The 26,659-nt window shown below is 63.0% G+C and carries 28 protein-coding genes; 12 read left to right on the top strand and 16 right to left on the bottom strand.

Annotation, left to right across the window (positions count from 1 at the left end):
* Positions 1-2: 2 nt before the first annotated feature.
* The gene (locus A6B35_RS17530) at positions 3-1,061 is read right to left on the bottom strand and encodes an ABC transporter ATP-binding protein (protein ID WP_006204444.1); all 1,059 of its coding nucleotides are present in this window, start codon (positions 1,059-1,061) and stop codon (positions 3-5) included.
* 315 nt (positions 1,062-1,376) lie between these two features.
* Here A6B35_RS17530 and A6B35_RS17525 point away from each other — a divergent pair, with 315 nt between their 5' ends.
* The 3 genes from A6B35_RS17525 (at position 1,377) to A6B35_RS17515 (ending at position 5,163) form a co-directional block, all read left to right on the top strand.
* Entirely contained in the window at positions 1,377-3,041 is a 1,665-nt protein-coding gene (locus tag A6B35_RS17525) for an ABC transporter substrate-binding protein (protein ID WP_065518227.1), read from the top strand.
* A 69-nt stretch (positions 3,042-3,110) separates the two neighbouring features.
* The gene (locus A6B35_RS17520) at positions 3,111-4,232 is read left to right on the top strand and encodes a carbohydrate ABC transporter permease (RefSeq protein ID WP_006201840.1); all 1,122 of its coding nucleotides are present in this window, start codon (positions 3,111-3,113) and stop codon (positions 4,230-4,232) included.
* Positions 4,233-4,245: 13 nt separating this feature from the next.
* Positions 4,246-5,163, top strand: a complete 918-nt coding sequence (locus A6B35_RS17515) for a carbohydrate ABC transporter permease (RefSeq protein WP_006201841.1) — start codon at positions 4,246-4,248, stop codon at positions 5,161-5,163.
* Positions 5,164-5,207: 44 nt separating this feature from the next.
* Here A6B35_RS17515 and A6B35_RS17510 read toward each other — a convergent pair whose 3' ends face one another.
* Positions 5,208-5,951: a creatininase family protein gene (locus A6B35_RS17510; RefSeq protein ID WP_006201842.1), complete on the bottom strand. Its 744-nt coding sequence runs from the start codon at positions 5,949-5,951 to the stop codon at positions 5,208-5,210.
* A gap of 5 nt (positions 5,952-5,956) precedes the next feature.
* Positions 5,957-6,523: a 6-phospho-3-hexuloisomerase gene (gene hxlB / locus A6B35_RS17505; RefSeq protein ID WP_006201843.1), complete on the bottom strand. Its 567-nt coding sequence runs from the start codon at positions 6,521-6,523 to the stop codon at positions 5,957-5,959.
* A 187-nt stretch (positions 6,524-6,710) separates the two neighbouring features.
* On the opposite strand from hxlB, the gene A6B35_RS17500 reads away from it, so the two are divergent.
* Positions 6,711-7,733, top strand: coding sequence for an aldo/keto reductase (locus A6B35_RS17500; RefSeq protein WP_006201844.1), 1,023 nt, complete (start codon positions 6,711-6,713; stop codon positions 7,731-7,733).
* Positions 7,734-7,823: 90 nt separating this feature from the next.
* Here A6B35_RS17500 and A6B35_RS17495 read toward each other — a convergent pair whose 3' ends face one another.
* Complete coding sequence (locus A6B35_RS17495) at positions 7,824-8,096, bottom strand: HU family DNA-binding protein (RefSeq protein ID WP_006201846.1); 273 nt, start codon at positions 8,094-8,096, stop codon at positions 7,824-7,826.
* Here A6B35_RS17495 and A6B35_RS35630 point away from each other — a divergent pair.
* A complete protein-coding gene (locus A6B35_RS35630; protein WP_139032201.1) occupies positions 8,089-8,289 on the top strand; it encodes a hypothetical protein in 201 nt (66 codons plus the stop codon). The two genes, A6B35_RS17495 and A6B35_RS35630, sit on opposite strands and share 8 nt — an antisense overlap.
* Positions 8,290-8,398: 109 nt before the next feature.
* On the opposite strand, the gene lon is transcribed toward A6B35_RS35630, so the two are convergent.
* The 3 genes from lon to clpP form a co-directional block, all read right to left on the bottom strand.
* Positions 8,399-10,810, bottom strand: a complete 2,412-nt coding sequence (gene lon / locus A6B35_RS17490; RefSeq protein WP_065518226.1) for an endopeptidase La — start codon at positions 10,808-10,810, stop codon at positions 8,399-8,401.
* A gap of 274 nt (positions 10,811-11,084) precedes the next feature.
* The gene (gene clpX / locus A6B35_RS17485) at positions 11,085-12,359 is read right to left on the bottom strand and encodes an ATP-dependent Clp protease ATP-binding subunit ClpX (RefSeq protein ID WP_006201847.1); all 1,275 of its coding nucleotides are present in this window, start codon (positions 12,357-12,359) and stop codon (positions 11,085-11,087) included.
* 295 nt (positions 12,360-12,654) lie between these two features.
* Positions 12,655-13,284, bottom strand: a complete 630-nt coding sequence (gene clpP / locus A6B35_RS17480) for an ATP-dependent Clp endopeptidase proteolytic subunit ClpP (RefSeq protein WP_006201848.1) — start codon at positions 13,282-13,284, stop codon at positions 12,655-12,657.
* A gap of 297 nt (positions 13,285-13,581) precedes the next feature.
* On the opposite strand from clpP, the gene A6B35_RS17475 reads away from it, so the two are divergent.
* The gene (locus A6B35_RS17475; protein WP_006201849.1) at positions 13,582-14,175 is read left to right on the top strand and encodes a hypothetical protein; all 594 of its coding nucleotides are present in this window, start codon (positions 13,582-13,584) and stop codon (positions 14,173-14,175) included.
* On the opposite strand, the gene A6B35_RS17470 is transcribed toward A6B35_RS17475, so the two are convergent.
* The gene (locus A6B35_RS17470) at positions 14,172-15,275 is read right to left on the bottom strand and encodes an NAD(P)/FAD-dependent oxidoreductase (protein WP_006201850.1); all 1,104 of its coding nucleotides are present in this window, start codon (positions 15,273-15,275) and stop codon (positions 14,172-14,174) included. The two genes, A6B35_RS17475 and A6B35_RS17470, sit on opposite strands and share 4 nt — an antisense overlap.
* Before the next feature lie 105 nt (positions 15,276-15,380).
* On the opposite strand from A6B35_RS17470, the gene A6B35_RS17465 reads away from it, so the two are divergent.
* Positions 15,381-16,628, top strand: coding sequence for a cytochrome P450 (locus A6B35_RS17465; RefSeq protein WP_006201851.1), 1,248 nt, complete (start codon positions 15,381-15,383; stop codon positions 16,626-16,628).
* A gap of 21 nt (positions 16,629-16,649) precedes the next feature.
* Positions 16,650-17,357, top strand: coding sequence for a transporter substrate-binding domain-containing protein (locus A6B35_RS17460; RefSeq protein ID WP_081482126.1), 708 nt, complete (start codon positions 16,650-16,652; stop codon positions 17,355-17,357).
* Positions 17,358-17,372: 15 nt separating this feature from the next.
* Here the strand turns inward: A6B35_RS17460 and A6B35_RS17455 are convergent, their stop codons facing one another.
* The 6 genes from A6B35_RS17455 to A6B35_RS17430 all read right to left on the bottom strand — a co-directional run bounded on the left by A6B35_RS17455 (position 17,373) and on the right by A6B35_RS17430 (position 21,706).
* Complete coding sequence (locus A6B35_RS17455) at positions 17,373-17,723, bottom strand: cupin domain-containing protein (protein WP_006201853.1); 351 nt, start codon at positions 17,721-17,723, stop codon at positions 17,373-17,375.
* A gap of 4 nt (positions 17,724-17,727) precedes the next feature.
* Positions 17,728-19,008: an O-acetylhomoserine aminocarboxypropyltransferase gene (locus tag A6B35_RS17450; protein ID WP_006201854.1), complete on the bottom strand. Its 1,281-nt coding sequence runs from the start codon at positions 19,006-19,008 to the stop codon at positions 17,728-17,730.
* A gap of 146 nt (positions 19,009-19,154) precedes the next feature.
* Positions 19,155-19,676, bottom strand: coding sequence for a CoA-binding protein (locus tag A6B35_RS17445; RefSeq protein WP_006201855.1), 522 nt, complete (start codon positions 19,674-19,676; stop codon positions 19,155-19,157).
* Positions 19,673-20,449, bottom strand: coding sequence for an AAA family ATPase (locus A6B35_RS17440; protein ID WP_006201856.1), 777 nt, complete (start codon positions 20,447-20,449; stop codon positions 19,673-19,675). Before A6B35_RS17440 ends, A6B35_RS17445 begins: the two co-directional genes overlap by 4 nt.
* Positions 20,450-20,459: 10 nt before the next feature.
* Positions 20,460-20,882, bottom strand: coding sequence for a VOC family protein (locus A6B35_RS17435; RefSeq protein ID WP_006201857.1), 423 nt, complete (start codon positions 20,880-20,882; stop codon positions 20,460-20,462).
* A gap of 2 nt (positions 20,883-20,884) precedes the next feature.
* A complete protein-coding gene (locus A6B35_RS17430) occupies positions 20,885-21,706 on the bottom strand; it encodes an enoyl-CoA hydratase (protein WP_006201858.1) in 822 nt (273 codons plus the stop codon).
* A 161-nt stretch (positions 21,707-21,867) separates the two neighbouring features.
* Here A6B35_RS17430 and A6B35_RS17425 point away from each other — a divergent pair, with 161 nt between their 5' ends.
* The 3 genes from A6B35_RS17425 to rpsI all read left to right on the top strand — a co-directional run bounded on the left by A6B35_RS17425 (position 21,868) and on the right by rpsI (position 23,511).
* Positions 21,868-22,332, top strand: a complete 465-nt coding sequence (locus A6B35_RS17425) for a PaaI family thioesterase (RefSeq protein ID WP_006201859.1) — start codon at positions 21,868-21,870, stop codon at positions 22,330-22,332.
* 230 nt (positions 22,333-22,562) lie between these two features.
* The gene (rplM, locus tag A6B35_RS17420) at positions 22,563-23,027 is read left to right on the top strand and encodes a 50S ribosomal protein L13 (RefSeq protein WP_006201860.1); all 465 of its coding nucleotides are present in this window, start codon (positions 22,563-22,565) and stop codon (positions 23,025-23,027) included.
* Between the two features lies 1 nt (position 23,028).
* Positions 23,029-23,511, top strand: a complete 483-nt coding sequence (gene rpsI / locus A6B35_RS17415) for a 30S ribosomal protein S9 (protein WP_006201861.1) — start codon at positions 23,029-23,031, stop codon at positions 23,509-23,511.
* A 61-nt stretch (positions 23,512-23,572) separates the two neighbouring features.
* On the opposite strand, the gene A6B35_RS17410 is transcribed toward rpsI, so the two are convergent.
* The gene (locus A6B35_RS17410; protein ID WP_006201862.1) at positions 23,573-24,472 is read right to left on the bottom strand and encodes a LysR family transcriptional regulator; all 900 of its coding nucleotides are present in this window, start codon (positions 24,470-24,472) and stop codon (positions 23,573-23,575) included.
* A 91-nt stretch (positions 24,473-24,563) separates the two neighbouring features.
* Here A6B35_RS17410 and A6B35_RS17405 point away from each other — a divergent pair, with 91 nt between their 5' ends.
* On the top strand, positions 24,564-25,436 hold the full coding sequence (locus tag A6B35_RS17405; protein WP_006201863.1) for an aldo/keto reductase family oxidoreductase: 873 nt from the start codon (positions 24,564-24,566) through the stop codon (positions 25,434-25,436).
* Between the two features lie 84 nt (positions 25,437-25,520).
* Here the strand turns inward: A6B35_RS17405 and A6B35_RS17400 are convergent, their stop codons facing one another.
* Positions 25,521-26,579 carry a glycerophosphodiester phosphodiesterase family protein gene (locus tag A6B35_RS17400; protein WP_006201864.1) on the bottom strand — a complete coding sequence of 353 codons (1,059 nt, stop codon included), beginning with the start codon at positions 26,577-26,579 and terminating at the stop codon, positions 25,521-25,523.
* Between the last annotated feature and the right edge of the window lie 80 nt (positions 26,580-26,659).

Here is a 26,659-nt window from a genome sequence, read left to right as displayed (position 1 = left end):
AATCAGAGCCGCTTGCCGGTCTCTGCGTCGAAGAGGTGGACCTTGTCGAGCCGCGGCTTCAGGTGCAGCGTGTCGCCCGGCTTGAAGTCGTGGCGCTCGCGAAACAACGCCACCATCTCGCCCTCGCCAAAGCGCACGAAGACCAGGGTTTCGGAGCCGGTCGGTTCGACCACGGAAATCTTGGCGGCGACGCCGTCGGGATGGATCTCGAGGTGTTCGGGCCGTACGCCGTAGACGACGGCCTGGCCGTCCTGCGCGGCGCTGCTGGCGGCGATCGGGAACGGCGTGCCCGATATGTCGACCACCGGCTTGTCGCCCTTCTTCACGATGCCCTTCAGAAGGTTCATCGAGGGTGAGCCGATGAAGCCGGCGACGAACAGATTGGCCGGCCGGTCGAACAGCTCCAGCGGCGCGCCGATCTGCTCGATGCGGCCATCGCGCATCACCACGATCTTGTCGGCCATGGTCATGGCTTCGATCTGGTCGTGGGTGACATAGATGGTGGTGGTCTTCAGCCGCTGGTGCAGTTCCTTGATCTCGGTGCGCATCTGGACACGCAGCTTGGCATCGAGGTTGCTGAGCGGCTCGTCGAACAAAAACACCTGCGGGTTGCGCACGATGGCCCGGCCCATGGCGACGCGCTGGCGCTGGCCGCCCGACAGCTGGCGCGGATAGCGCTTGAGATAGGGCGCGAGGTCGAGGATGTCGGCCGCCCGCTTGACCCGCTCGGCGACGACAGCCGGGTCGGTCTTGCGCAGCTTCAGCGCAAAAGCCATGTTCTGTTCCACCGTCTTGTGCGGATAGAGCGCGTAATTCTGGAACACCATGGCGATGTCGCGCTTGGCCGGCGGCAAATTGTTGACGACGCGCTCGCCGATGGCGATCGTGCCGCCCGAAACGCTCTCCAGCCCGGCCACCATCCTGAGCAGCGTGGACTTGCCGCAACCCGAGGGACCGACCAGCACGACGAACTGGCCGTCGGCGATATCGACGCTGACTTCGTGCAGAACCTTGACGGGTCCGAACGCCTTGGCCACATTGCTGATCGCGACTTGAGCCATCATCTCCCCTGGGGTTTTGGACCTGCGGGCCCTTCGTTTGCCGTGAAGCTAACCAACGCTGACGGCAAGGGCAAGTCAGTCTCTTATAGATAAAAAACTAATGTCGTTGACACGGCATCCGGTTGCGAGAATAGTGGAAATCGCCAATCCGAATGCCGGTCCTTTACCCGAAAAATCGGAGCTCCTGGCGACGCAGGGTGGGGTCCCACGTCCCCGTATATCAAGGAGAACCGCCGGCGCTCCGGCGTCCGACAGATTGGCATATCAAATTCGAGATTGGTCAGTTCACCACTGTTGTTCTGGGAGGAATGGTAGATGAGAGTCGGTCTTTACGAAAAATTGGTCCGCGCAGGGGCGACCCGGCGCGACATCTTGAAGGGCGCGGCCAGCATGGCTGCGATCGCCGCAGCCTCCGGCGCCGGCCTCGGCGCCCTCACCCGGCCGGCTTCCGCCGCCAGTGAATTGCGCGCCAAGATCCTGCAGATTCCAGGTGTCGGCAAAGGCCAACCGACGGATGCCGACTTCCAGAAGGTCGGTGAACTCTGCCTCGAGGCGACCAAGGCCAATGTCAAGGAAGGCGAATTCGCCGGCGTCGAGCTCACCTTCATGGGCCTCAACAACCAGAACCTGCACAACGTGCTGTTCCGCGGCTTCCTGAAGCCGTGGGAGGCCTATACCGGCGCCAAGATCAGCTGGATCGACCTGGCGCAGGCTGATTACAACGCCCGTCTGCAGCAGTCGATCGCCACCGGCACCGTCGACTTCGACATCATCGAGATGGGCGCGCCCTTCGAAGGCGATGTCTGCGGCAAGGGCCTCACCTCCGAAATGCCGGACTGGGTCAAGGCGCAGATCGATTTCGACGACCTCGTCAACTATCTCAAGCCGCCGGTCGGCACCTGGAACGGCAAGCAGTACCGCATCACCATCGACGGCGATGCGCACAACTTCAACTACCGCACCGACGTGTTTGCCGATGCCGACCTCGCCAAGGCGTGGAAGGAAAGCGGCGCGACGACCGAATGGGGCGTGCCGAAGACCTGGCAGGAGGTGCAGGCCGTCACCAAATTCCTCAAGGGCAAGCAGTTCAAGGGCCAGGATGTCTACGGCTATCTCGATGCGCCCAAGCCTTGGGGCGGTTTCGGCTTCTACTTCCTCGGCAGCCGCGCCAGCGCCTATGCCAAGCATCCCGACGACAAGGCATGGCTGTTCGACGCCGACACGATGAAGCCGCGCATCAACAACCCAGCCTGGGTGCGGGCGATCCAGGACGTGATCGACGCGTTGCCGTCGGAGCCGCCGGACCAGATCAACGCCGACCCGAACACCACCGGCTTCCAGCAGTTCCTGGCCGGCACGGGTTCGATGATCCCGTGGTGGGGCGATATCGGCTCCAACGTCAAGACCAACGATAGCTCGGTCATCGGCGACGTCACCGGCTTCTCGATCCTGCCGGGCTCCGACGACGTCTACAATTCCAAGACAGGCGCCTGGGACAAGCTCGCCAGCGGCCCGAACTATGCGCCGAACTGCGCCTATCTCGGCTGGGGCGTCTATGTCATGGCCCGCGTCGACAGCGACGAGAAGAAGAAGAAGGCGGCATGGTCCGCCGCCGCTCATCTCGGCGGCAAGGATCTGTCGATCTGGACGGCGATGTATCCGTCCGGCTTCCAGCCCTACCGCAACTCCCATTTCGACGTTCCGGAATGGGTGGCGGCAGGCTACGACGAGGCGTTCATCACCTCCTACCTCAAGTCGGAGGGCGACAGCTACAACCATCCGAACGCCGCGATCGAGCCGCGCATCCCCGGCATCTTCCAGTACTACAGCGCCGCCGAGGACATCCTGGCCAACACCTTCGCCGGCAAGATGAAGGCGCAGGAAGGCGCCGACGCGATCGCCGCCGCCTGGGAGAAGCTGACCGACCAGATCGGCCGCGAAAACCAGGTCAAGCTCTACAAGGCCTCGCTTGGCCTGTAGCCTGATACTATAGTAAACCCTGACCGGCCTGAGGCCGGTCAGGGTCTTTGTTGTGAACGGACGGGACGCGTGGCTGAACAGACCTTGCCCACCAATACTTGGCCGGCAAACGGCGTTCCATCCGATCTGATCGCGCCGGGCCGCAAGCGGCTCGGCTTTGCCTTGATGGCTGCGGCGACACTCGGCCTGCTGGCCGTGATCGCGCTGCAGACCCTTTACAAGACGGAAGTCACCACGCTCGGCTTCGAAACCTGGCGGCCGGTCGTCTACGCCTATCTGCTGTGGGGCGTGGCGCTCGGCGTCGGCCAGGTGCTGACGCGCGGTGAAGACGGCCAGCGCGCGCTGTTCCTGCTGCCGGCATTGCTGTTCACCATCGCCATGGTGATCTTCCCGACGCTGTTCGGCTTCTACATCGCGCTGACCGACTGGAACCTGAGCTCCTTCTCCGGCCGAAAGTTCAACGGTCTCGACAATTTCTGGCAGATGCTGGCCGACCCCTACTACCGCAACGCGCTGTTCAACATGGTGCTCTATGTGCTTGCGGTATTTGTCGAATATGTCATCGCCTTCGGGTTGGCGCTGCTGCTCAATGCGCAGATCCGGGCGCGAAAATTCTTCCGCGTCGTCTTCCTGATGCCGCTGATGCTGTCGCCGGTCGCAGTGTCGTGGATGATCGGCAAGTCGCTGATGGAGTACCGCTTCGGACCAGCGTCGACGCTGGCGCGCACTCTCGGCTGGGACAATCCCGCCTTCTTCTCCAATCCGATCACCGCGCGCATCTCGATCATGGTGCTGGATGCCTGGACCTTCATCCCGTTCATGATGATCATGCTGCTCGCCGGGCTGCAGGCGATGTCGCGCGAGGTGCTGGAGGCGGCGCGCGTCGACGGCGCCACGCCCTGGCAGACCTTCTGGCAGGTCACCTTCCCGCTGATGCTGCCGGTGTCGGTGACGGCGGTGATCCTGCGCATCATCTTCAAGCTGAAGCTGGCCGACATCATCATTACCGTCACTTCGGGCGGTCCCGGTGGCGCCACCGATTCGGTGTCGAGCTTCATCTATCGCGAGTACCGCGACCGTTCGAACGTCGGCTACGGCACGATGCTGGCAATGGCCTATCTCATCATCATCGTCGTGTTCGTGACCTGGCTGCTGAAATTCGCCACCCGCTTCGTGCGCAATGTAAACTGAGCCGGCAGGTACCATGAGCGTCCAGACCACCGACTATACCGCTTCCGAAATCCGCTCGCCGGTGAGCTTCGTCGCCAACCGCGTCTTTATCTATGGCGCGCTGGTGTTCTGGGCCTTCATCTGCCTGTTCCCGATCTACTGGACGATCACCACCTCGTTCAAGACCGCGGTCGATGTCACCCAGGGCCATCTGATCCCGTTCGTCGACTTCCAGCCCGACTGGAAGGGCTGGCGCTCGCTTGGCCTGTCGCCGGATTCGCTGTTCCAGACCTCGACAGTGCGCGAGGAATTCCTCAAGCGTTTCATGAACTCGGTCATCACCTCGGTCGGCGCGTCGAGCCTGGCCATCATCATCGGCAGCCTCGCCGCCTATGGCCTGACCCGCTACCGCTATCACTTCGCCTGGTTCAAGAACGAGGACATCTCCTTCTTCTTCCTGTCGCAGCTGATCCTGCCGCCGGTCGTGCTGGCACTGCCCTTCCTGGTGCTCTACCGCGAAGTCGGCCTGCTCGATACGCGCGTCGGGCTTATCCTGCTCTACACGCTGATGGTGCTACCGATCGTCATCTGGATCATGCGCGACCAGTTCAACTCGATCCCGGTCGAGCTGGAGGAAGCCGCACTCGTCGACGGCCTGACGATCTGGGGCGCCTTCTTCCGCATCGTCATGCCGATCGCGCTGCCCGGCATGGTCGCCGCCTTCATCCTGGCGATGGTCCTGTGCTGGAACGAGTATTTCTTCGCCGCCCTTCTAACCTCGACCGACGCCAAGACCATTCCGGTCATGGTGGCCAGCCAGACCGGATCGCAAGGCATCAACTGGTGGTCGATGGCGGCGCTCGCCACCGCCGCCATCACGCCGCTTGCCGTCATCGGCATCGCGCTGGAACGCTACCTGATCATGGGCATGACGGCGGGTGCGGTGAAGTAGGCGGCGTCCTCTTCCCTTCCCCCGTGGGAGAAGGGAAAGCCACCCTAGGCCGACAGTACCGCCCGCAAATGATCGAGGATCATGGCGACGCCCTTCCGTCCCATCTCCGCCGAGGCGTCCGGCGCGGTTGCCGTGTACCAGCCGGTATTGGCGGCGAAATAGCCGGCGTCGACCGCTTCCGGGCAGAGCGCGAGCATCAGCGAGGTCTCGCCGATGCCGGCATGGTCGAACGGGTATTTGCCGCTCATGGCCGCCGGCATCAGCGGATGCACCTGCACCCAGTTGAAGAAATTCTCACCCGAGGCGTGTCCGGAATAGTAGTCGGCCATCGCCTCGGATCCCCACCAGCCCTCGCCGCGCTGCCTTTCGAGGAAGCGGAAGATCGCCTGCCTGCCGGCGGTCTTGAAGGCGAGATCGGTCGGCATGCCGGCGGTGAAATTCTCGGTCTGATGGTGGATGATGGCGTGGATGTTGCGAAAGCCGATGCGCAGCAGGCTGTAGAACAGCTCCTCCGCGAACGGCGCCAGTTGATTGCCGCCGACCTGCACCGAACCGCTGCCCTCCGGCGGCGCCACCGCATAGCTCGCAGCGCCGTAGTAGAAAGGCGGCAGGATGACGATGTCGGCTTCCTTTTCGAACAGATCCAGCGTCTTGACGACGGCCAGCGTGTCCATGCCGATAGCCATGTGCTCGCCATGGTATTCGAGCACGCCGAGCGGCAGCACCACCGGCCAGTTCTCCGCGATCGCTCTGCGGATCTGGTGCGGCAGCATCAACTCATAGCGCATCGCCTCTACTCCATATTGGTGTGGCGGGTGCGCATCACCTCCGGCGTCGCGCCGGTGAGGTCCTTGAGCTTCAGCACCATCACCTCAAAGAGCAGGAACAACGCACCTTCGAACAGCGAGCCCATAGGCAGGACAGAGGTCTTTGCCGTGCCCTGATCGCTGGCCATGGTTTGCGCCGGGATGAGCAAGGTGAAGTCGGCGCGTTTGGCCGCGCTGCTTGCCGCCTCGGCGGTGAGCAGCAGCACCGTGGCACCCGCATCGCGCGCGACCTGCATCAGGGTCAGCACGGTGGTGGTCTCGCCTGGGCCAGAGCTGGCCAGGAAGACATCGCCCTCACCCAGTGGCGGCGTGGTCATGTCGCCGACCACCGACACCGGCAGGCCGAGATGGTAGAGCCGCATGGCGAAACCCTTGAGCTGCAACGCCTCGCGGCCACAGCCATAGACGGCGATCTTGCCGGCACCGGCGAGCATGGCGCAGGCGGCCTCGACCCGGCTCTCGTCGATCCGGGCAAGCACCTTGCCGAGTTCACCCAGCGCGGCGTCGAACAGGGTCGTGCCGGTGCCGGTCATGCGCGTTCCACCCGCATGAGGGGCCTGAAAAACGATCGCGATCTCTTCTTCACGTTTCCCCCGAACAGCTTGTTTTTGTTCATGCTATCACCGCGAAAATGCGTGTCCAACGGCGCTCCGTGCTTTTGCTGTGCCACCGGCATGATAGTGTCATGTCAGACAAATCAATCCAGGATAAGCGCAGGACATGAAGACACGGCATTTCGACCGCATCGGCAATGGCGGCATAGACTTCACCGAGCTCGGCTTCGGCACGGCGCCGCTCGGCAATCTCTACCGCGCCGTCTCCGACGAGGATGCCAACGCCACGCTGGAAGCGGCATGGCGGACCGGCTGCCGCTACTTCGACACCGCCCCGCTCTATGGGCTCGGCCTGTCGGAAACCCGGCTCAATCCGTTCCTGCGCTCAAAGAAGCGGGACGACTATGTGCTGTCGAGCAAGGTCGGGCGCATCATGCGTGCCTGTCCGCCCGAACAGCGCACCGGCATCGGCAAGTTCTTCGACACGCCGTCGCGCCGCGAAGTCTACGACTACAGCTATGACGGCGTCATGCGCTCCTTCGAGGCTTCGCTGGAGCGGCTCGGCGTCGACCGCATCGACATCCTCTTTGTGCACGATGTCGACATATTCACCCATGGCAGCAAGGCAGCCGCGGACCAGCGCATCGAGGAGTTCATGACCTCCGGCTATTATGGGCTGCTTTCGCTGCGCGACCAGGGCGCGATCAAGGCGTTCGGCGGGGGTATCAACGAATGGCAGGTCTGCCAGACGCTGGCCGAGCGCGGCGACTTCGATCTTTTCCTGCTGGCCGGGCGCTACACGCTGCTGGAACAGGAGGCGCTGGCCTCCTTCCTGCCGCTTTGCCAGGAACGCGGCATCGGCATCGTTCTCGGCGGCCCCTACAATTCCGGCATACTGGCAACGGGCCCGAAGCCCGGCGCCTACTACAACTACTCAGAGGCGCCGCAGGATATCCTGGACCGCGTCGCCCGCATCGAAGCGGTTTGCACGCGCCACGGCGTGCGCCTGATCGAAGCGGCGCTGCAATTCCCTCTGCTGCATCCCTGCGTCGTCTCGGTGATCCCGGGCGGCCAACGGCCGAGCGAGGTAGAAAGCAACCGCTCGCTGCTCGATGCCACGCTACCGCCAGCGCTGTGGGCCGACCTCAAGCAGGAAGGCCTGATGCGCGATGATGCGCCAACCGCATAAGGCAGCCTTCCTCTCGGCCGGCGACACCAATCGGGAGGCAAAAGAAAAGCCGGGCAAGCCCGGCTTTTCTGATCTCTAAAGAAAAAGGTCTTAGTTGACCGCGTCCTTGAGGCCCTTGCCGGCCGAAAACTTCGGCACGGTGCGCGCCGGAATCTTCACTTCAGCGCCGGTCTGCGGGTTGCGGCCGGTCGATGCAGCGCGTTTTGACACGGTGAAATTTCCGAAGCCGACAAGCCGGACATCGCCGCCCTTCTTCAGTTCGCCAGTGATCACGGAAAACACCGCATCGACGGCGGACTGTGCGTCACCCTTCGAAATGCTCGCAGCGTCGGCGACAGCGGACACCAGTTCGTTCTTGTTCATCAAAATTTCCTTCCATGAGAAAACCGGAAGAACACTCGACTCATCCGGCAGGAAAGGGACTTTAGAAAGAAGCGTTCCTGCAACCAAGTCGAAAAAGCAGCAAGAGGTCGAAAAAAGCCCGGAATTCCGGGGTTTTTCACATGAAAAAGCCGGGCGCGAGGCCCGGCTTTCGTTTTGTGCGCTGCAACTTTAGCTGAAACTAACGCATGGCCCCGAAAACCGTAACCGGTTTTCGGAAAGGACCATGCGCAAGTCTAAAGTGTTAGAGCGTCCTTTGCGCGTCCAGGTGGACGCGCGGCGCTCTAATGTGCAAGCGATTTTCCGGCATCGTCCGTCGTATCGGCGGCGGCCGGCGGGTTGACCGGTTCGACCCACTCGATCGGCTCCGGCATGCGCACCAGCGCATGACGCAGCACCTCGCCGACGCGTGCGACCGGAATGATTTCCATGCCGTTCTTCACATTGTCCGGAATCTCCGCCAGGTCCTTGGCGTTGTCTTCCGGGATCAGCACCTTCTTGATGCCGCCGCGCAGCGCAGCCAGCAGCTTCTCCTTCAGACCACCGATCGGCAGCACCCTGCCGCGCAGCGTGATCTCGCCGGTCATCGCGACATCGGCCTTGATCGGAATGCCGGTCAGGACAGAGATGATCGCGGTCGCCATCGCCACGCCCGCCGACGGCCCGTCCTTCGGGGTTGCGCCCTCCGGCACGTGGACGTGGATGTCGCGCTTGTCGAACAGCGGCGGCTCGATGCCGAAATCGATGGCCCGCGAGCGCACATAGGAGGCCGCCGCCGAGATCGATTCCTTCATCACGTCGCGCAAATTGCCGGTCACCGTCATGCGGCCCTTGCCGGGCATCATGACGCCTTCGACAGTCAGCAGCTCGCCGCCGACTTCCGTCCAGGCAAGCCCGGTGACGACACCGACCTGATCGTCGGCCTCTACCTGGCCGAAGCGGAAGCGCGGAACACCGAGATAGTCGGCGAGATTGTCCGCCGTGATCTTCACCGTCTTCTTCTTCGTCTTCAGGATCTCGGTCACCGCCTTGCGTCCGAGCTTCATCAGCTCGCGCTCCAGGCTCCTGACGCCCGCTTCGCGGGTGTAGGTCTGGATGATGCCGCGGATCGCGTCCTCGCCGACGGAGAATTCCTTCGGCTGCAGCGCGTGATCGCGGATCACCTTCGGCATCAGGTGCCGCTTGGCGATCTCGATCTTCTCGTCCTCGGTATAGCCCGCGATACGGATGATCTCCATGCGGTCCATCAAGGGCGCAGGGATGTTCAGCGTGTTGGCCGTCGTCACGAACATCACGCTCGACAGGTCGTACTCGACCTCGAGGTAATGGTCCATGAACGTCGAGTTCTGCTCGGGATCGAGCACTTCGAGCAAGGCCGACGACGGATCGCCGCGGAAATCCTGGCCCATCTTGTCGATCTCATCGAGCAGGAAGAGCGGATTGGACTTCTTGGCCTTCTTCATCGACTGGATGACCTTGCCGGGCATCGAGCCGATATAGGTGCGCCGGTGACCACGGATCTCGGCCTCGTCGCGCACGCCGCCCAGCGCCATGCGGATGAACTCGCGGCCGGTCGCCTTGGCGATCGACTTGCCGAGCGAGGTCTTGCCGACGCCGGGAGGGCCGACGAGGCACAGGATCGGCCCCTTCAGCTTCTTCTGGCGGCTCTGCACGGCGAGATACTCGACGATGCGATCCTTGACCTTGTCGAGGCCGAAATGGTCGGTGTCGAGCACGTTCTGCGCGAAAGCCAGGTTATGCTTGACCTTGGAGTTCTTGCCCCACGGGATCGACAGAATCCAGTCGAGATAGTTGCGCACGACGGTCGATTCAGCCGACATCGGCGACATCGTCCTCAGCTTCTTCAGTTCAGCTTCCGCCTTCTCGCGGGCCTCCTTGGAGAGCTTGGTCTTCTTGATGCGCGCCTCGATCTCGGCGGCCTCGTCGCGGCCGTCCTCGCCTTCGCCGAGCTCCTTCTGGATCGCCTTCATCTGCTCGTTGAGGTAGTACTCGCGCTGGGTCTTCTCCATCTGGCGCTTGACGCGCGAGCGGATGCGCTTCTCCACCTGCAGGACGGAGATCTCGGCCTCCATGAAGCCCATCGCCTTTTCCAGCCGCTCCTTGACGGAAAGCGTGGCCAGCATCTCCTGCTTCTCGGGGATCTTGATGGCAAGATGCGAGGCGACAGTGTCGGCGAGCTTGGAATAATCGTCGATCTGGCTGGCGGCGCCAACCACTTCGGGCGAGATCTTCTTGTTCAGCTTGACGTAATTCTCGAAGTCGGTGACGACCGAGCGGGCGAGCGCCTCGATCTCGACCTCTTCCTCTTCCGGCTCGACCAGCGCCGAAGCACTGGCCTCATGGAAGTCGGGACGGTCGGTGAACGACACGATCTTCGCGCGCGATGCGCCCTCGACCAGCACCTTGACGGTGCCATCGGGAAGCTTCAGCAGTTGCAGCACGTTGGCGAGCGTGCCGATGTCGAATATGGCATCGGGCTCGGGATCGTCGTCTGCGGCATTCATCTGGGTCGCCAGCAGGATCTGCTTTTCCTGACCCATCACCTCTTCCAGCGCCTTGATCGACTTTTCGCGCCCAACGAAGAGCGGAACGATCATGTGCGGGAACACCACGATGTCGCGCAGCGGGAGGACTGCGAAGACGCCGTCGCTGGGAGCCTTTGATATTTTGGCCATTGTCCAACCTTTCATGTCGCGGCCACCAATCGGCCAACCGCGAATCTCATATTAGCGACCGGGGGTCGTTCCGCCTACCACCGTTTGTGACGGGAGTTTTACAGCACAGAATTCGGCCCGGCGGCCTTCTGCTGTTAGTTGGATGCCCGAGGGGCAAAGATCAAGGGTCAACACCGGCTGGTCCATCCGATCCGTCGTTGCGCGGCATGAAACGGCCGCTACAGCAAAACGGCGCCTCGCGGGCGCCGTTTCAAAATCCTGTCTGAGGCTCACGTCAGGCGCTGACGTTGCCCTTCTTTTCCTTCTGCTCGGAATAGATGTAGAGCGGCCGGGCGCTGCCGGTAACCACCTCTTCCGAAATAACCACTTCGCGGACGCCTTCCAGCGCCGGCAGCTCGAACATAGTGTCGAGCAGGATCGCTTCCATGATCGAGCGCAGGCCGCGCGCGCCGGTCTTGCGCTCGATGGCGCGCTTGGCGATCGCCGACAGTGCGTTCTCGTGGAAGGTCAGGTCGACATTCTCCATCTCGAACAGGCGCTGGTACTGCTTGACCAGCGCGTTCTTCGGCTCGGTCAGGATCTGGATCAGCGCCGGCTCGTCGAGGTCTTCCAGCGTCGCCAGGACGGGCAGACGGCCGACAAACTCGGGAATGAGACCGAACTTCAGCAGATCCTCGGGCTCGACCAGGCGGAAAACGTCGCCGGTGCGGCGATCCTCGGGCGAAGCGACGATGGCGCCGAAGCCGATCGAGGTTTTCCTGCCGCGATCCGAGATGATCTTGTCCAGCCCTGCGAAGGCGCCGCCGCAGATGAACAGGATGTTGGCGGTGTCGACCTGTAGGAATTCCTGCTGCGGATGCTTCCTGCCGCCCTGCGGCGGCACCGAAGCGACGGTGCCTTCCATGATCTTCAGCAGCGCCTGCTGCACGCCCTCGCCCGACACGTCGCGGGTGATCGAGGGGTTGTCGGACTTGCGCGAGATCTTGTCGATCTCGTCGATGTAGACGATGCCGCGCTGGGCGCGCTCGACATTGTAGTCGGCCGACTGCAGCAGCTTCAGGATGATGTTCTCGACGTCCTCACCGACGTAACCGGCCTCGGTCAGCGTCGTGGCGTCGGCCATGGTGAAGGGAACGTCGATGATGCGGGCGAGCGTCTGCGCCAGCAGCGTCTTGCCGCAACCGGTCGGGCCGATCAAAAGGATGTTGGACTTGGCCAGCTCGACGTCGTTGTTCTTGCCGGCATGCGCGAGGCGCTTGTAGTGGTTGTGGACGGCCACCGACAGCACGCGCTTGGCGTAGGGCTGGCCGATGACATAGTCGTCGAGGACCTTGAGGATCTCCTGCGGTGTCGGCACGCCTTCGCGCGACTTCACCATGGAGGTCTTGTTCTCCTCGCGGATGATGTCCATGCAGAGCTCGACGCACTCGTCGCAGATGAAGACCGTCGGACCGGCGATCAGCTTGCGCACTTCGTGCTGGCTTTTGCCGCAAAACGAGCAATAGAGCGTGTTCTTGGAATCGCCGCCGTTGCTGCCGACCTTGCTCATTTTCCAGTCCTTTCATGGCCGCCCGCCGATGGTCTGGCTGAAAGGGCGCATATTCAATCTATCGCGGGAATTCGCCGCCGCCAGTGTCCTAGCTCACACAACGTTTTCAGAACGAAACACAAATCAGAAAACGTCGCAATGATTCGCACAAACCCCACGCAAAGCTAAGCCGTCGAAAATCAACATAGCCTTAACGTAGGCAATCCCAACCGTCGAGGGAACAGCCAATTGTGGCCGAAATGCCGCAAACCGCGCCAAAAGCGCGTTATCCCCGCCATCCAGCTGCCATTGCGGCTTATGCGGCAACGCCTTCGACCGGTTCGCGCGACGAAATGACCTTGTCGATGAGGCCGAAATCCTTGGCCTCGTCGGCGGTCATGAAATGGTCGCGGTCGAGCGTCTTTTCGATCTCGTCGTAGCTCTTGCCGGTGTGCTTGACATAGACCTCGTTGAGACGGCGCTTCAGCTTGATGATGTCCTGGGCATGGCGCTCGATGTCGGACGCCTGGCCCTGGAAGCCGCCGGAAGGCTGGTGAACCATGATGCGGGCGTTCGGCGTGGCAAAGCGCATGTCCTTTTGGCCGGCGCAAAGCAGCAGCGAGCCCATCGAAGCAGCCTGGCCGATGCACAGCGTCGACACCGCCGGCTTGATGAACTGCATGGTGTCGTAGATCGCCATGCCCGAGGTGACGACGCCGCCCGGCGAATTGATGTAGAGGTTGATTTCCTTCTTCGGGTTCTCGGCCTCGAGGAACAAAAGCTGTGCACAAACCAGCGTCGCCATGCCATCCTCGACCGGACCGGTGATGAAGATGATGCGCTCTTTCAGCAGGCGCGAGAAAATGTCGTAGGCCCGCTCGCCGCGATTGGTCTGTTCGACCACCATCGGAACGAGGTTCATGTAGGTTTCGACGGGGTTCTTCATGACTATCCCTTTTTGGAGATGGGATTCCGGCGCCGGGAAATGAGCAAGTCGGGCAGAATCGGTTCTTGACGGTTACGTTGTAAATAGGATGCCGGCTCACCCTAGCGCAAGGCCGCCCCTCCTAGCCATCTGGTTAAGTCGAATCAAGCGTTGAGCGCAAGGAATTGCGGCGACGCCCCGGTAGCAATTCCTTAACCGCGCCGCTTAACGAAACGCGGCAAAATCACTTCCTCGCGATGCGCCTTGCGCTACACTTCTGCGTTGAACTGTACCACGCGTTCGCGAAGGGGGAGTGTCATGATCCAGAAAAGTCCTGCATCGCTCGCCGTTGCCAGCCTCGCAATCCTTGCCACCGCGTCCGAAACCGCGGCCGGCGGCCGCGCGCTTGAATGTTATGAACCAGAGCACAGGCCGGCCCTCTACGACACGGTCTATGAGGACGTGATGGTGAGCCCTGGCGGGCAGCTGGTCGACTACGATCCGCCGATCTACGGCACGCGCGAGAGCGTGGAGCTGATCGCGCCTCCTCGCGTCACCTATGAGGTCGTGCCGGCAATCACGCGCACCATCTACCACACGGTCAAGGTCGACGATGGCGGCTATGCCTGGGAGTGGCGCGTCATCCACGGCCGCAAGGTGCTGTGCAAGGTCTGGCGCAAGGCGCGATATGCGCGCGTTGCCGAAACGGTGATCGTCGAGCCCGCGCGCACGCGGCGCGTGGTTCTTCCGGCTGAATATGAAAGTGTCGCCCGGGAGGTACTGGTGCGGCCGGAACGACGCCGCATCACCGAGATTGCGCCTTCATACCAGAGGGTACCGCGCCGGGTGCTGGTGCGAGAGGGCTCCACCAAGTGGCGGCGCGTGCATATTGCGCGGCACTGCCCGGATTAGGCAACCTCCGCCCGCAGCCATTTCTTCAGGCCGGCAATGTCGCCGTCGCCGACTGCCGCCGCCACGCGCCGGCCGACCGCCGCGCCGAATTTGTAGCCATGGCCGGAGCAGGCCGAGACGATCAGGCATTTGCCCTTCTCATGCGCCAGGAACTTCTCGTCGGCGGTGAAGGTATAGGCACAGGTGACGACTTCGGTCACCTCGTATTCCTCGATGTTGGCGATGGGCGGCGAGAACAGGTTGCGGATCGCCTCCCCCTCGCCCGGCACCGGCTCGCGGTTCCAGTCGGCGTCGCTGGTCGGCACCCTGTGCAGGCCGGAACCGAATTTCATGCCGGCGCCACGCGAGATCGGGATAATATAACCATCGGTGGCGCCGCCAACGTCGAGAACGACGGGGGCCGCCTCCCAGGTCGCTTGCAGATTCGCCGGCGGTTCGACATAGGCGAGCGCGGTGCGAAAAGTCTTCAGTTCGCCGCCGAGTTCCGGAAACAGTTTCAGCACCCAGGCGCCGGCCGCGACGACGATGCGGTCGGCCTGCATGGTCTCGCCAGAGGCCAGCACGATGCGGCCTGCCTCGGCGTCGACCTCCGTCACCTTGCTGTGTTCATAGATGTTGGCGCCGTTGGCGCGCAGCCATGCCGCGAGGCCCGAGGCGATCCCGCGGCAATGCAGGGCGCCGCCTTCCGTCGAGAAATAGGCGTAGCGGAACGAATTGGGCTCGAGGAACGGCCAGCGCTCAACCGCAGCGTCGGGCTCGAACAATTCGAACGGAAAATTCCCCTCCTCCAAACCTTCGCGGTATTCCTCGGCCTCATCGCCCGGCTCGCGCGAGATGCAGAGGAAGCCCCTGGGATCGAGGTGGTTCTCGCCGAGATCGGCCCACATCTCGTCCCAGGCCTCGTAGGCTTCGGTGATCAATCGGCCATAGCCGGTTCCGGCACGGTAGGCGCGACGAATGACACGGTGATGGTCGCCGGACGCGGCGAGCGGATTGGGGATCGGCCCCTGCTCGACGAGCGACACGCTATGGCCGGCCTTGACCAGCGACCACGCCGTCGAAAGTCCGGCGATGCCGGCACCAACCACGATCACGTTCATGGAAAACTTCCTTCGGTAGCCGCTTCTTCTGGCTCAATACATTGGGTTGCCGGGCGCCAACATACGGTCTGGCAGCGGGCAGGCAAGGCGCGCTAATCATCTGGCATGATCGAATTGATGCCCTCCTATCTCGTGCTTGATCCAGCCAATCGCCGGTTGCGGCTCGACCCGCATGAGCCGGCGTTCTTCCAGAATCCATACAAGGCCTATGGCTTCCTGCATGGCGCATCGAGTGCCTTTTTCTGGGAGGATTACGGCTTCTGGTGTTTTGGCGGTTTCGACGACGTCAACCGGCTGCTTCGCGACCGCCGTTTCGGCCGCCAGAACCCGGCCGGCATTCCCGACAGCCGCGGTGTCGGCGCGGACCGCTCGCATCTCAGCGCCTTCGACGGCATCGAGGCTAATTCGATGCTGGAACTCGAGCCGCCGGTCCACACCAGGCTGCGGACGCTGGTCAACCGCGCCTTCGTCTCGCGCCAGATCGAGCGGCTCCGGCCGCGCGTCGAGGCTCTAGCCAACGAGCTGATCGACCGGTTCGAGCCTGACGGAGTCGACCTGCTGCCGTCCTTTGCCTCGCCCCTGCCGATCACCATCATTGCCGAAATGCTCGGCGTGCCGGTCGAGATGGGGCCGCAGCTGCTCGACTGGTCGCACCAGATGGTTGCCATGTACATGCATGGCCGCACGCGTGAGACCGAAGAGACGGCCAATCGCGCCGCGCGCGACTTTTCCGACTTTTTGCGCGGCTATGTCGCCGAGCGACGCAAGCAGCCGGGCGACGACCTGCTATCGCTGCTGATCGCGGCGCAGGAGGACGACCAGAAACTGTCGGAGGACGAACTGGTGTCCTCGGCCATCCTGCTGCTCAATGCCGGCCATGAGGCGACCGTGCACCAGACCGGCAATGCCGTGCGTTCGATCCTGGCGCAAGGCGGTGACCCCAGCCGCTTCTTCACCACGCCGGACGCGACCGCGGCAACGGTGGAGGAATGCCTGCGCTTCGACGCGCCGCTGCACATGTTCCTGCGCTATGCCTATGAGGAGATCGACGCCGGGCCCGGGATCGTGCTCAAGCCTGGCGACAAGATCGCGCTGCTGCTCGGCATGGCCAATCACGATCCCCTGGCCTTTGCCGAACCCGGCGCTTTCCGACCCGGACGCGGGGACCAGAAAAACGTCTCGTTCGGCGCCGGCATCCATTTCTGCATCGGCGCGCCGCTGGCGAGGCTCGAATTGCAGGTGTCCCTGAAGACCTTGTTCGAGCGACAGCCCCGGCTCCACCTTGCGGATGAGCCGCGCTTCCGCGACACCTTTCATTTCCATGGGCTGGAAAGGCTCGCGGTGGCTTTCTGACCAGTGACAGGACCAGTGACAATGAGATTCGCGTTCCTGCAGGAGCCTCCCTTCTGCTTCACCGACGCTTCGGGGGTTCTGGGAGGCTGCGACGCCATGCTCGCCGACAAGGTTTGCCAGCTGTTGGAACTGGAGAGCTTTTCACCTATCGAGACAGAGTTCGCCGAGCTGCTGTCCGGGCTCGCCTCGGGCCGCTGGGATATGACCACGGGACTGTTCATTTCGGACGAACGGTTGAAGCTCGTCGACTTCACCCGGCCGATCTGGATGCTGCCGGACGGGCTTCTGGTCGCGAAAAGCAATCCGCGCGCCTTCGACGGCTATCGATCCGTCGCCGAGGACGGGGCGGCCCTGATTGGCGTCATCTCAGGTCAGGTCCAGCATCAGACGGCCCTGCAGAATGGTGTTCCGTCCGAGCGCATCAGGATCTTCGCCACGCAGGCCGAAGCGGCTGACGTCGTTGCGGCCGGTGCGGTGCATGCCTATGCCAGCGTCGCCATGGCGCATCGCGGCTATCTGGGCAGGCACCCCGAGGCAGATCTCGCGGTCATCAACGTCCCGGCAGAGGAAAAGCAACCGGCCGCCGGCGCTTTCGCGCTCGCCAAGGGCAGTGCGGCGCTGCGCCAGCGTCTCGACTCCTGCCTCGGCGAATTGCTGGGTGGTTCCTGGCACAGGGAGATGATGAACGGATACGGATTTTCCGACGCGGATATCGATCGCCTGTTGTGACCCGCCGGCAGGTCGTCAGAGCTTGATCACATATTCCTTGCGCGTCGTTTCAAGCACTTCCCAACTGCCCTTGAAGCCGGGCCGGAGCACGAAACTGTCGCCGGCCCGCACGGTGCGCGCCTCGCCGCCGTCCTCGGAGATGACCGACACGCCCGACAGGATGTGGCAGAACTCCCACTCGTCATAGACGATGCGCCATTTGCCCGGCGTCGATTCCCAGATGCCGGCATAGAGGCCGCCGTCGCGCTCCTCGACGTTCCAGGTACGGAATTTCGGATCGCCCGAGATCAGGCGATCCGGCGCCGGCGCGCCGGCTTCCGGTTCGACGCTGTCGGTATCGACGGACAGAAAGTTCGGCGTGGTCATGATCTCAGACCTTGTCCAGCGCCTGTTCCAGATCGGCGACGATGTCGTTGACATCCTCGATGCCGATAGAAAGCCTGACCGTGTCGGGCCCGGCGCCCGCCTTGACCTTCTGCTCGTCGGAAAGCTGGCGATGCGTGGTCGAGGCCGGGTGGATGACCAGCGACTTGGTGTCGCCGACATTGGCAAGGTGCGAGAACAGTTCGAGCGCCTCGACGAATTTGACGCCCGCCGCATAGCCGCCCTTGAGGCCGAAGGTGAAGACGGCGCCGGCGCCGAGCGGCGAGTACTTCTTCTGCAGGGCGTTGTTCTTGTCGCTGGGCAGGCCGGGATAGTTCACCCAGGCGACTTTGGGGTGGTTGGACAGCCAGCCGGCAACCGTCACGGCGTTGTCGCAGTGCCGCTGCATGCGCAGCGGCAGGGTTTCCAGCCCGGTCAGGATCAGGAAGGCGTTGAAGGGCGAGATCGCCGGACCGATGTCGCGCAGGCCGAGCACGCGCGCAGCGATGGCGAAGGCGAAATTGCCGAAGGTCTCGTGCAGGACGATGCCGCCATATTCGGGGCGTGGCTCCGACAACATCGGATATTTGCCCGACTTCGACCAGTCGAAGGTGCCGCCGTCAACGATGGCGCCGCCGATCGAATTGCCGTGGCCGCCGATGAACTTGGTCAACGAATGCACGACGATGTCGGCGCCGTGCTCGATCGGCCGCACCAGATAGGGCGAGGCCAGCGTGTTGTCGACGATCAGCGGCAGGCCGTGCTTGCGGGCGATGTCGCCGATCTTCTCGATGTCGACGAAGACGCCGCCCGGATTGGCCAGGCTCTCAATGAAGATCGCCTTGGTCCTGTCATCGATCTGGCTCTCGAAGGTCGAGACGTCGTCGGTGTCGGCCCAGCGCACCTGCCAGCCGTAATTCTTGAAAGCATGACCGAACTGGTTGATCGAGCCGCCGTAAAGCCTTGTCGCGGCGACGAAATTATCGCCCGGCTGCATGAGGTTGTGAAACACCAGGATCTGCGCGGCATGACCCGATGCGACCGCAAGTGCCGCTGTGCCACCCTCGAGTGCCGCGACGCGTTCCTCGAGCACCGCCTGCGTCGGGTTCATGATGCGGGTGTAGATATTGCCGAACGCCTTCAGCCCGAACAGCGAGGCCGCATGATCGGCGTCGTCGAAGACATAGGAAGTGGTCTGGTAGATCGGGGTCGCCCGTGCCCCCGTCGCCGGATCAGGCTTGGCGCCGGCATGAACGGCGAGCGTGTTGAAACCGGGCGTACGGGTCATCTAAAACCTCCCTTTTGAAATCTCTCAAAATCGCCGGGCATTCTTGGCGAAGCGCGCTTGCGAATGCAAAGAAGAAAATGCCTTTCGGCGAGCGATCGGCGCCCGGTGAGCGAGAAAATGCGCCAGCCTGCGGAATAATTTTGCTTCTACTTCTGGCGAACGCCAAAACTCTGGAATCCCTGGCGCATCAGCGGCTTCTTCGACGACAGCACGCCCGAGTTGACGCCGGTCCAGCCGATCTCGCCGGACAGCTTGCCGTATTCGATCTTGGGGCAGCGGTTCATCACCACCTTCATGCCGGCGGCCTCGGCGCGCGCGGCGGCCTCATCATTGCGCACGCCAAGCTGCATCCAGACGACCTTCGGCAAGGGATCGAGCCGCAAAATCTCCTCTATGACGCCAGGCACGGCCGCGGAGCCGCGAAAGATGTCGACCATGTCGATGGGTTCAGGGAGATCGACGAGCCTTGCATAGACGGTTCGGCCGAGGATCTCCTTGCCGGCATGTCCCGGATTGATCGGGAACACCGAGAACCCCTTGGCTAAAAGGTATTTCAGCACGAAAAAGCTTGGCCGCACGTCGTTGGGCGACGCGCCGACCATGGCGATGGTCTTCACCGAATTGAGGATGCCGCCGATGTAGGCATTGTCGTAGCTGTCGTGGTTCATGCCTCGTCCTCATACAACGCCTCGGTGAGAAAACCATCCGGGTCGCTGCAGAAATTGCGCATCATGCGGAAATGGTCGGTATCCTGAAAATCGACCGGATCGAGCCCAAAGCGGCTGATGCGGAACAGGCGCGCGCCGGGACAGGCCATCAGCAGCGGCGAATGCGTCGCCATGATCACCTGCGCCGTTCCCGACTGGTCCATTCGCCTGAGCAGTTTGAGCAGTTCGATCTGGCGCGTCGGCGAAAGCGCGCTTTCGGGCTCGTCGAGGATGTAGATGCCTTGCCGGCGGCAACGCTCCTCGAAGAAGCGGATAAAGCCCTCGCCATGCGACCACGACAGGAAATCCGGTGGCGCCCCACCAGAGTCCAGCGCCGCCTGGTCGAGGTAACGGGCCACGGAGTAAAAGGATTCGGCACGAAAGAACCAGCCGGCGGTGACCTTGGGCAGCCAGTGGCCGCGTAGCGTGTCGGCAAGCGCCGCGCCACTCTTGTCGATGGCGGCGGTATGATCGACCGGCCTGTAGCCCTTGCCGCCGCCGGCCTCGTCGTAACCGGCCAGCGCGCCGATTGCCTCGAGCAGCGTCGATTTGCCGGTGCCGTTCTCGCCGACGATGATGGTGATCGGCGTGGTGAATTCGAACTGGAATTCGCGCTCACGGAAGATCGGTAGGTTCCACGGGTACTTTTCCCAGTCTGCTACCCGTGCCGGCTCGAGCAGGATGCGCTTGAGGTAGGGCGCCTTCAGCCGCGTCAGTTGCTTGCGAGGCGCCATACGGATGCGGTCAGGCCGGCAGGGAAATCGAGCCGTCTTCCGCGATCGGAAAGGCCGGATTGTGCGCCACTTCCCAGACATGCCCGTCGGCATCGGCGAAATAGCCGTACCAGCCGCCCCAGAAGGCGCGGCTTGCCGGCTTGACGACACGGCCGCCGGCCTTCTCGACCATGGCAAGCACCTCGTCGACCTCGGCGTCGGAGCGGGTGTTGTAGGCAAGGTAGACCGCCGACGGTGCTCCGGCGAAGGTGACGCCCGAATCCTCCTCGGCGCTGGCGCGTGGGAACAGGCCGAGAATGGCGCCGCCCATCTGGAAGAAGGCGACGCCATCGGTGATCCCGGCATGGCGTTTCAGGCCCATCGCCTCGTAAAAGCGCGCGGCGCGGTCGAGATCGTCGGTGGCTATGGTGATGATGGAGATGCGCGGCTCCATTTCTAGTCCTCCTTCCACTCCGGCTTGCGCTTGCCGATGAAGGCGCCGATGCCTTCCTCGGCGTCGCGGGCCAGCATGTTTTCCACCATGACGCGGCCGGTATAGGCATAGGCATCCGCTAGGCCCATCTCGGCCTGCGCATAGAAAGCTTCCTTGCCGGTCTTCACGACCAAAGATGATTTGGAAGCAATGGTTTGCGCGTATTTGGTGACAATCTGATTCAAGTATTCGCGCGGCACGATGCGGTTGACCAGGCCGAATTCCTTGGCCGTCGCCGCATCGATGGTCTCGCCGGTCAGAAGCATCTCAATGGCGTGCTTGCGCGAGACGTTGCGCGACAGCGCCACCATCGGCGTCGAGCAGAACAGGCCGATGTTGACGCCGGGCGTGCAGAAAGTCGCCTCATGCGAGGCGATGGCGAGGTCGCAGCTGGCGACCAGCTGCAGCCCGGCGGCGGTGGCCAGGCCGTCTACCTCGGCGATGACGGGCCTCGGGTGGCGCACGATCGTCTGCATCAGCGCCGCACAAGCGGTAAAGGTCTGTTCGAAGAACGCCTTGCCCTTGTCGGCATCTGCGCGATGCAAGGTCAGTTCCTTGAGATCGTGCCCGGCGCAGAACACCTTTCCGGCCGCGGCCAGGATGATGACGCGGACGGATTTGTCCGCTTTTGCGCGGTCGAGCTCCGCCGTCAAAGCCGCCATAACAGCAAGCGACAAGGCATTGGCCGGTGGGCTGGCGAGCGTCAGCCGCAGCACGCCCTTGTTCTGTTGTGAGACAACCGGACCTTCGGCGACGGCCGGCTTGATGGCGACGATTTCGGCCATGGGTCCAAACCTCTCTGTGTGCCCGCTCTGTGTATTCGCGAGCCATGGAACAAAAGAACTAGCACGCTGCCGATTGAAGAAAAGCTGCGAGACGTGTTTTCTCGACCCCGACTATTGGACCAGTTGCTGAGCCCATACCGGCTCCATGTAGGAAACCGCCAATGCCCGCCCAAGACAATCTCAAACCGGTGCTAACGGCGGCGGAAGTCAACGCGCTGATGGGAACCGTCTACCCGCAGCTCAACGACCAGTTTGCCTTCTACCAGGCGCTCGAGGTGTTTCCCGGCGGCTGCACGGTGCGGCTCAATGCCGACGCGCGGCATCTGCGCCCCGGCGGTACGGTGTCTGGCCCGTCGCTGTTCACGCTGGCCGACATTGGCGGCTATGTCTGCGTGCTCTCGCATGCCGGCCCTGATGCGCTTTCGGTGACCACCAATCTCAACATCAATTTTGTCCGCAAGGCCGAGGCCGGGCCGATCGACGGCCACTGCCGCATCCTCAAACTGGGCAAGAGCCTGATGGTGTTCGACATCGACATCGTCGCCGGCCCGGACGGACAGACGGTCGCACATGCAACAGGGACCTATTCGATCCCACCGAAACGGGCAGGTGATGTGGTAAAATAATACCTTTTTAGCAAGCGGTTGTTTTTGCTGCATTTTATGCGCCAACATGCTTTTCATGCACCTTGACGCCTGCAACACCCTCCCCTATAAGCCACCACGAAGCAGCGGCCCGCAAAGGCCGCCGTTTTGTTATTGGCGGCGGGCAAGTGCCTGTTGCCAATCCAAGCAACAAGAAACGCCTTTCCTTGTCATTCGTGGATGGGGAAGGTCAAACCGAAAGCGATAAATCCATGCCAACCTTTTCGCAGAAGCCTGCGGATGTGGTGAAGAAGTGGGTGCTGATCGACGCCGAAGGTCTCGTCGTCGGCCGCCTCGCCACTGTCATCGCCAACCATCTGCGCGGCAAGCACAAGCCCACCTTCACCCCGCATGTCGACGACGGCGACAACGTCATCGTCATCAACGCCGACAAGGTGGTGTTCACCGGCAAGAAGTTCACCGACAAGGTCTATTACTGGCACACCGGCCACCCCGGCGGCATCAAGGAGCGCACCGCGCGCCAGCTGCTCGAGGGCCGTTTCCCCGAGCGTGTCGTCGAGAAGGCCGTCGAACGCATGATCCCGCGTGGCCCGCTCGGCCGTCGCCAGATGAAGAATCTCCGCGTCTATGCAGGCACGGAACATCCGCATGTCGCCCAGCAGCCCGTCACCCTCGACGTCGGCGCGCTGAACGCCAAGAACAAGAAGGCTTCGTAAGATGGCTGAGCTTTCCTCGCTCGCAGAACTCGGATCGGCTACCGGCAACCTCAATACGCAGCCGGCCGCCCCCGTCCATGTCCAGAAGCTCGACAAGTCGGGCCGCGCCTATGCCACCGGCAAGCGCAAGAACGCCATCGCGCGTGTCTGGGTGAAGCCGGGTTCCGGCAAGATCGTCGTCAACGACAAGGAATTCGCGACCTATTTCGCGCGTCCGGTCCTGCAGATGATCCTCAACCAGCCGATCATCGCGGCCAACCGCGCCGGCCAGTACGACATCGTCGCCACCGTTGTCGGCGGCGGCCTGTCCGGCCAGGCCGGTGCCGTGCGCCATGGCATCTCCAAGGCGCTGACCTACTACGAGCCGACGTTGCGCTCCGTGCTCAAGAAGGGTGGCTTCCTGACCCGCGACAGCCGCGTCGTCGAGCGCAAGAAGTACGGCAAGGCGAAGGCCCGCCGCAGCTTCCAGTTCTCGAAGCGCTAAGAGCTACGAAATTCGGACGATCCAAAGGTCGCCTCCGGGCGGCCTTTTCTTTTGGTGTGCCTCAGGCCCCGCCATCCTTGACGAAGTCTATGAACGCCCGCAACGGCGCCGGCACTAGGCGCCGTCCGGGATAGTAGAGGAATGGCCCCGGGAAGCGCTGCCACCACGGCTCCAGTATGGGTTCCAGCGCACCACTCTCGAAATGCGGGCGCATCCAGTCTTCGAAGAGCCATACAATGCCCAGGCCAGCGATTGCCGCATGGACGACGAGATCGATTCCCCCACCGATCCCGACGATCAGCGGGCCTGTAGGATCGACCCGCACCACCTCACCGTCACGTTCGAATTCCCACGACGGCATGGCTCCGCTGGGGAAGCGGCCACGCATACAAGCATGGCCAAGCAATTCGCTGGGGTGTTGAGGCCGGCCATGGCGATCAAGGTAGGCCGGCGAGGCGGATGTGGTGAAGCGCTGCACGCGGGGTCCGATCGGCACGGCAATCATGTCTTGTTCCAACCGCTCGTCGTAGCGGATACCGGCGTCGCAGCCAGCCGCCAGCACGTCGACGAAACTTTCCTCGGGGACCACCTCCAGCCGAATGCCGGGGTAAGCGAGCAAGAACCGCGGAACGATGCTGGGCAACACCAGCCGCGCCGCACTGATTGGTACATTGAGCCGTAAGGTGCCGGCTGGCTGGTCGCGAAAACCATTCACCACGTCAAGGGCCGCCTCGACCTCGTTCAAGGCCGGACCGAGCCGCGCCAGCAGGCCTACACCCGCATCCGTCAAGGCAACGCTGCGCGTCGTGCGGTTGAACAGCCTGACACCGAGTTGCGCCTCGAGACGGCGCACCGCCTCGCTCAAGCCCGAGGCGCTGCCGCCGCTGGCACGCGCGCCGTCACGAAAGCCGCCGGCGCGCGCCACGGCCACGAAGGCGTTCAGATCACCGAGGTCCGTCATTGTTCGTCATTCCGCACAGCCTGTGCGAATTGTACCTGATTATCATGAGGTTGAGCAGCGCCTATCTTCGTCTCCTCAAAGGAGATCAACGATGCCAAGTATCCAACAGCCCGAAACGTTCGCCCTCGGCAGCCGCACGGTAAAGCGCCTCGGCTATGGCGCCATGCAGCTCGCAGGGCGCGGCGTCTTCGGCCCGCCTAGGGATCGCGACGCGGCACTGGCCGTGCTGCGCGATGCCGTCGCATCCGGCGTCGACCACATCGACACCAGCGACTTCTACGGTCCGCACGTCACCAACCTGCTGATCCGCGAAGCGCTGGCGCCCTACCCCGACGACCTCGTCATGGTCACCAAGATAGGAGCCCGCCGCGGCGCTGACGGATCATGGCTGCCGGCGTTCTCGCCGGAAGCGCTGACCCAGGCGGTGCACGACAATCTCAACAATCTCGGGCTCGACGTGCTGGACGTGGTCAACCTCAGGGTCATGTTCGATACGCATGGTCCCGCCGAAGGCTCGATCGAGGCGCCGCTTACGGTCCTGGCCGAGCTTCAGCGGCAAGGTCTGGTGAGGCACATCGGACTGAGCAACGTGACGTCGGCGCAGATCGCGGAAGGACGCCGGATCGCCGAGATCGTTTGCGTGCAGAACCAGTACAATCTGGCGCATCGCGGTGACGACGCCCTGATCGACGACCTTGGCCGCGACGGCATCGCCTACGTGCCGTTCTTCCCGCTCGGCGGCTTCAACCCGCTGCAATCGTCGACCTTGTCGGACGTTGCGGCTCGCCTCGGTGCCACGCCGATGCAGGTCGCGCTCGCCTGGCTGCTTCACCGCGCACCCAACATCTTGCTGATCCCCGGCACATCGTCCGTCGCGCATTTGCGGGAGAACCTCGCTGCAGCCGAACTCGCATTGCCGGCGGATGCGCTCAGAGAATTGGACGGCGTGGCGATGGCCGCCTGAATGTAGGAGCGCGACGCCCCACCTCCCCTCGATGGGGAGGTCGGCGCGCAGCGCCGGGTGGGGTGATGGCGCCCACGCCGGAACCTAGTTGATGCTCGCCGTATTCGCTGGCTCGGCCGGCCGCGCCTGTTCGGCATAGGGCACGCGAAAACCATTCGCGGCCAGCCAGCCGATCGCCGCCTTTGGCTCGTCGGTCTGGATGATGGTGGCGCCGCGCTCGGCCCAGAAGCCGTAGGTCTCGGCTGGCAGGCTGGCCTGCACGGCCAGCTCGTCGCCACGGCCACCGGAGAGAAAACCACCCGGCTTGTTGACGATGGCGTAGGTGTTGGCCCAGATGTGCCAGCCACCCCGCACCGACACGGCGCGCATGCGGGTGCTGAACAACGGACCGCCAGTCTCGGTCAGGGTCTCGGTCCCTGCCCGCCAGTTGATGAGCTCGATCGCACCGGGCGAAAAAGCCTTGCCGACCTGTTCGGCGAAGGCTGCATCATGCACGGCGTCGTCGGCGATGATCGGCATGAACTGGAAACCGCCGCCGGTCCGAGCCAGGGCCGCCTTGACGCTGTCTATCCGTTGCTGGTTCCAGAGGTTCTCCTTGACGATGACCTGATCGGCCATGCCGAGATCGCGGGCGACCGCGATCATGCCCGGCAGAGCCTGGACATCGAGCTTGTTGTCGAGGTTGATCAGGATCTTGTCCCTCGTCACCGTCAGCATTTCGCGCAACGTGGAGACCGTCTCATTGGTGACCGCGCCAGTGCCTTCGATGACGAGCCTGCAGCGCTTGAGTTCCGCGACGGTGTAGTTGGCCGCCTCGCCCTTGCAATTCGTCGTGCGGTCGAGCCAGCTGTCATGCATGACGACGAATTCGCCGTCCTTCGAACGCCTGATGTCGACCTCGACGATCTCGGCGCCGATGGCGATCGAGCCTTCCACGGCGGCGATCGAATTTTCCGGGTAAAGCGTCTTGCCGGCCTGCATGCTGCCGGCCCGGTGCGCCGCCACCAGCACATGGTCGCGCCACTGGTTGGCGTGTTCGAAGCGGTCGAGGATCTGCCTGGCGCGGGTTTCGCTGGCCGAGGCGTGGCCAACAGAGGCGGCAAGTCCTGCGGCAAACAGAAGGCTCTGCCAGATCGTTCGCATCGAGAATCGCTCCGTTCCGGATCGGACCCCGGATAGGCGATGCCCATGACAGGCCGGTGAACGAAGCCGGCTAGCGGATC

The sequence above is a fragment of the Mesorhizobium amorphae CCNWGS0123 genome (assembly GCF_001686985.1).
GTDB lineage: Bacteria > Pseudomonadota > Alphaproteobacteria > Rhizobiales > Rhizobiaceae > Mesorhizobium > Mesorhizobium amorphae.
This window is presented reverse-complemented; position numbering and strand designations above follow the sequence as displayed.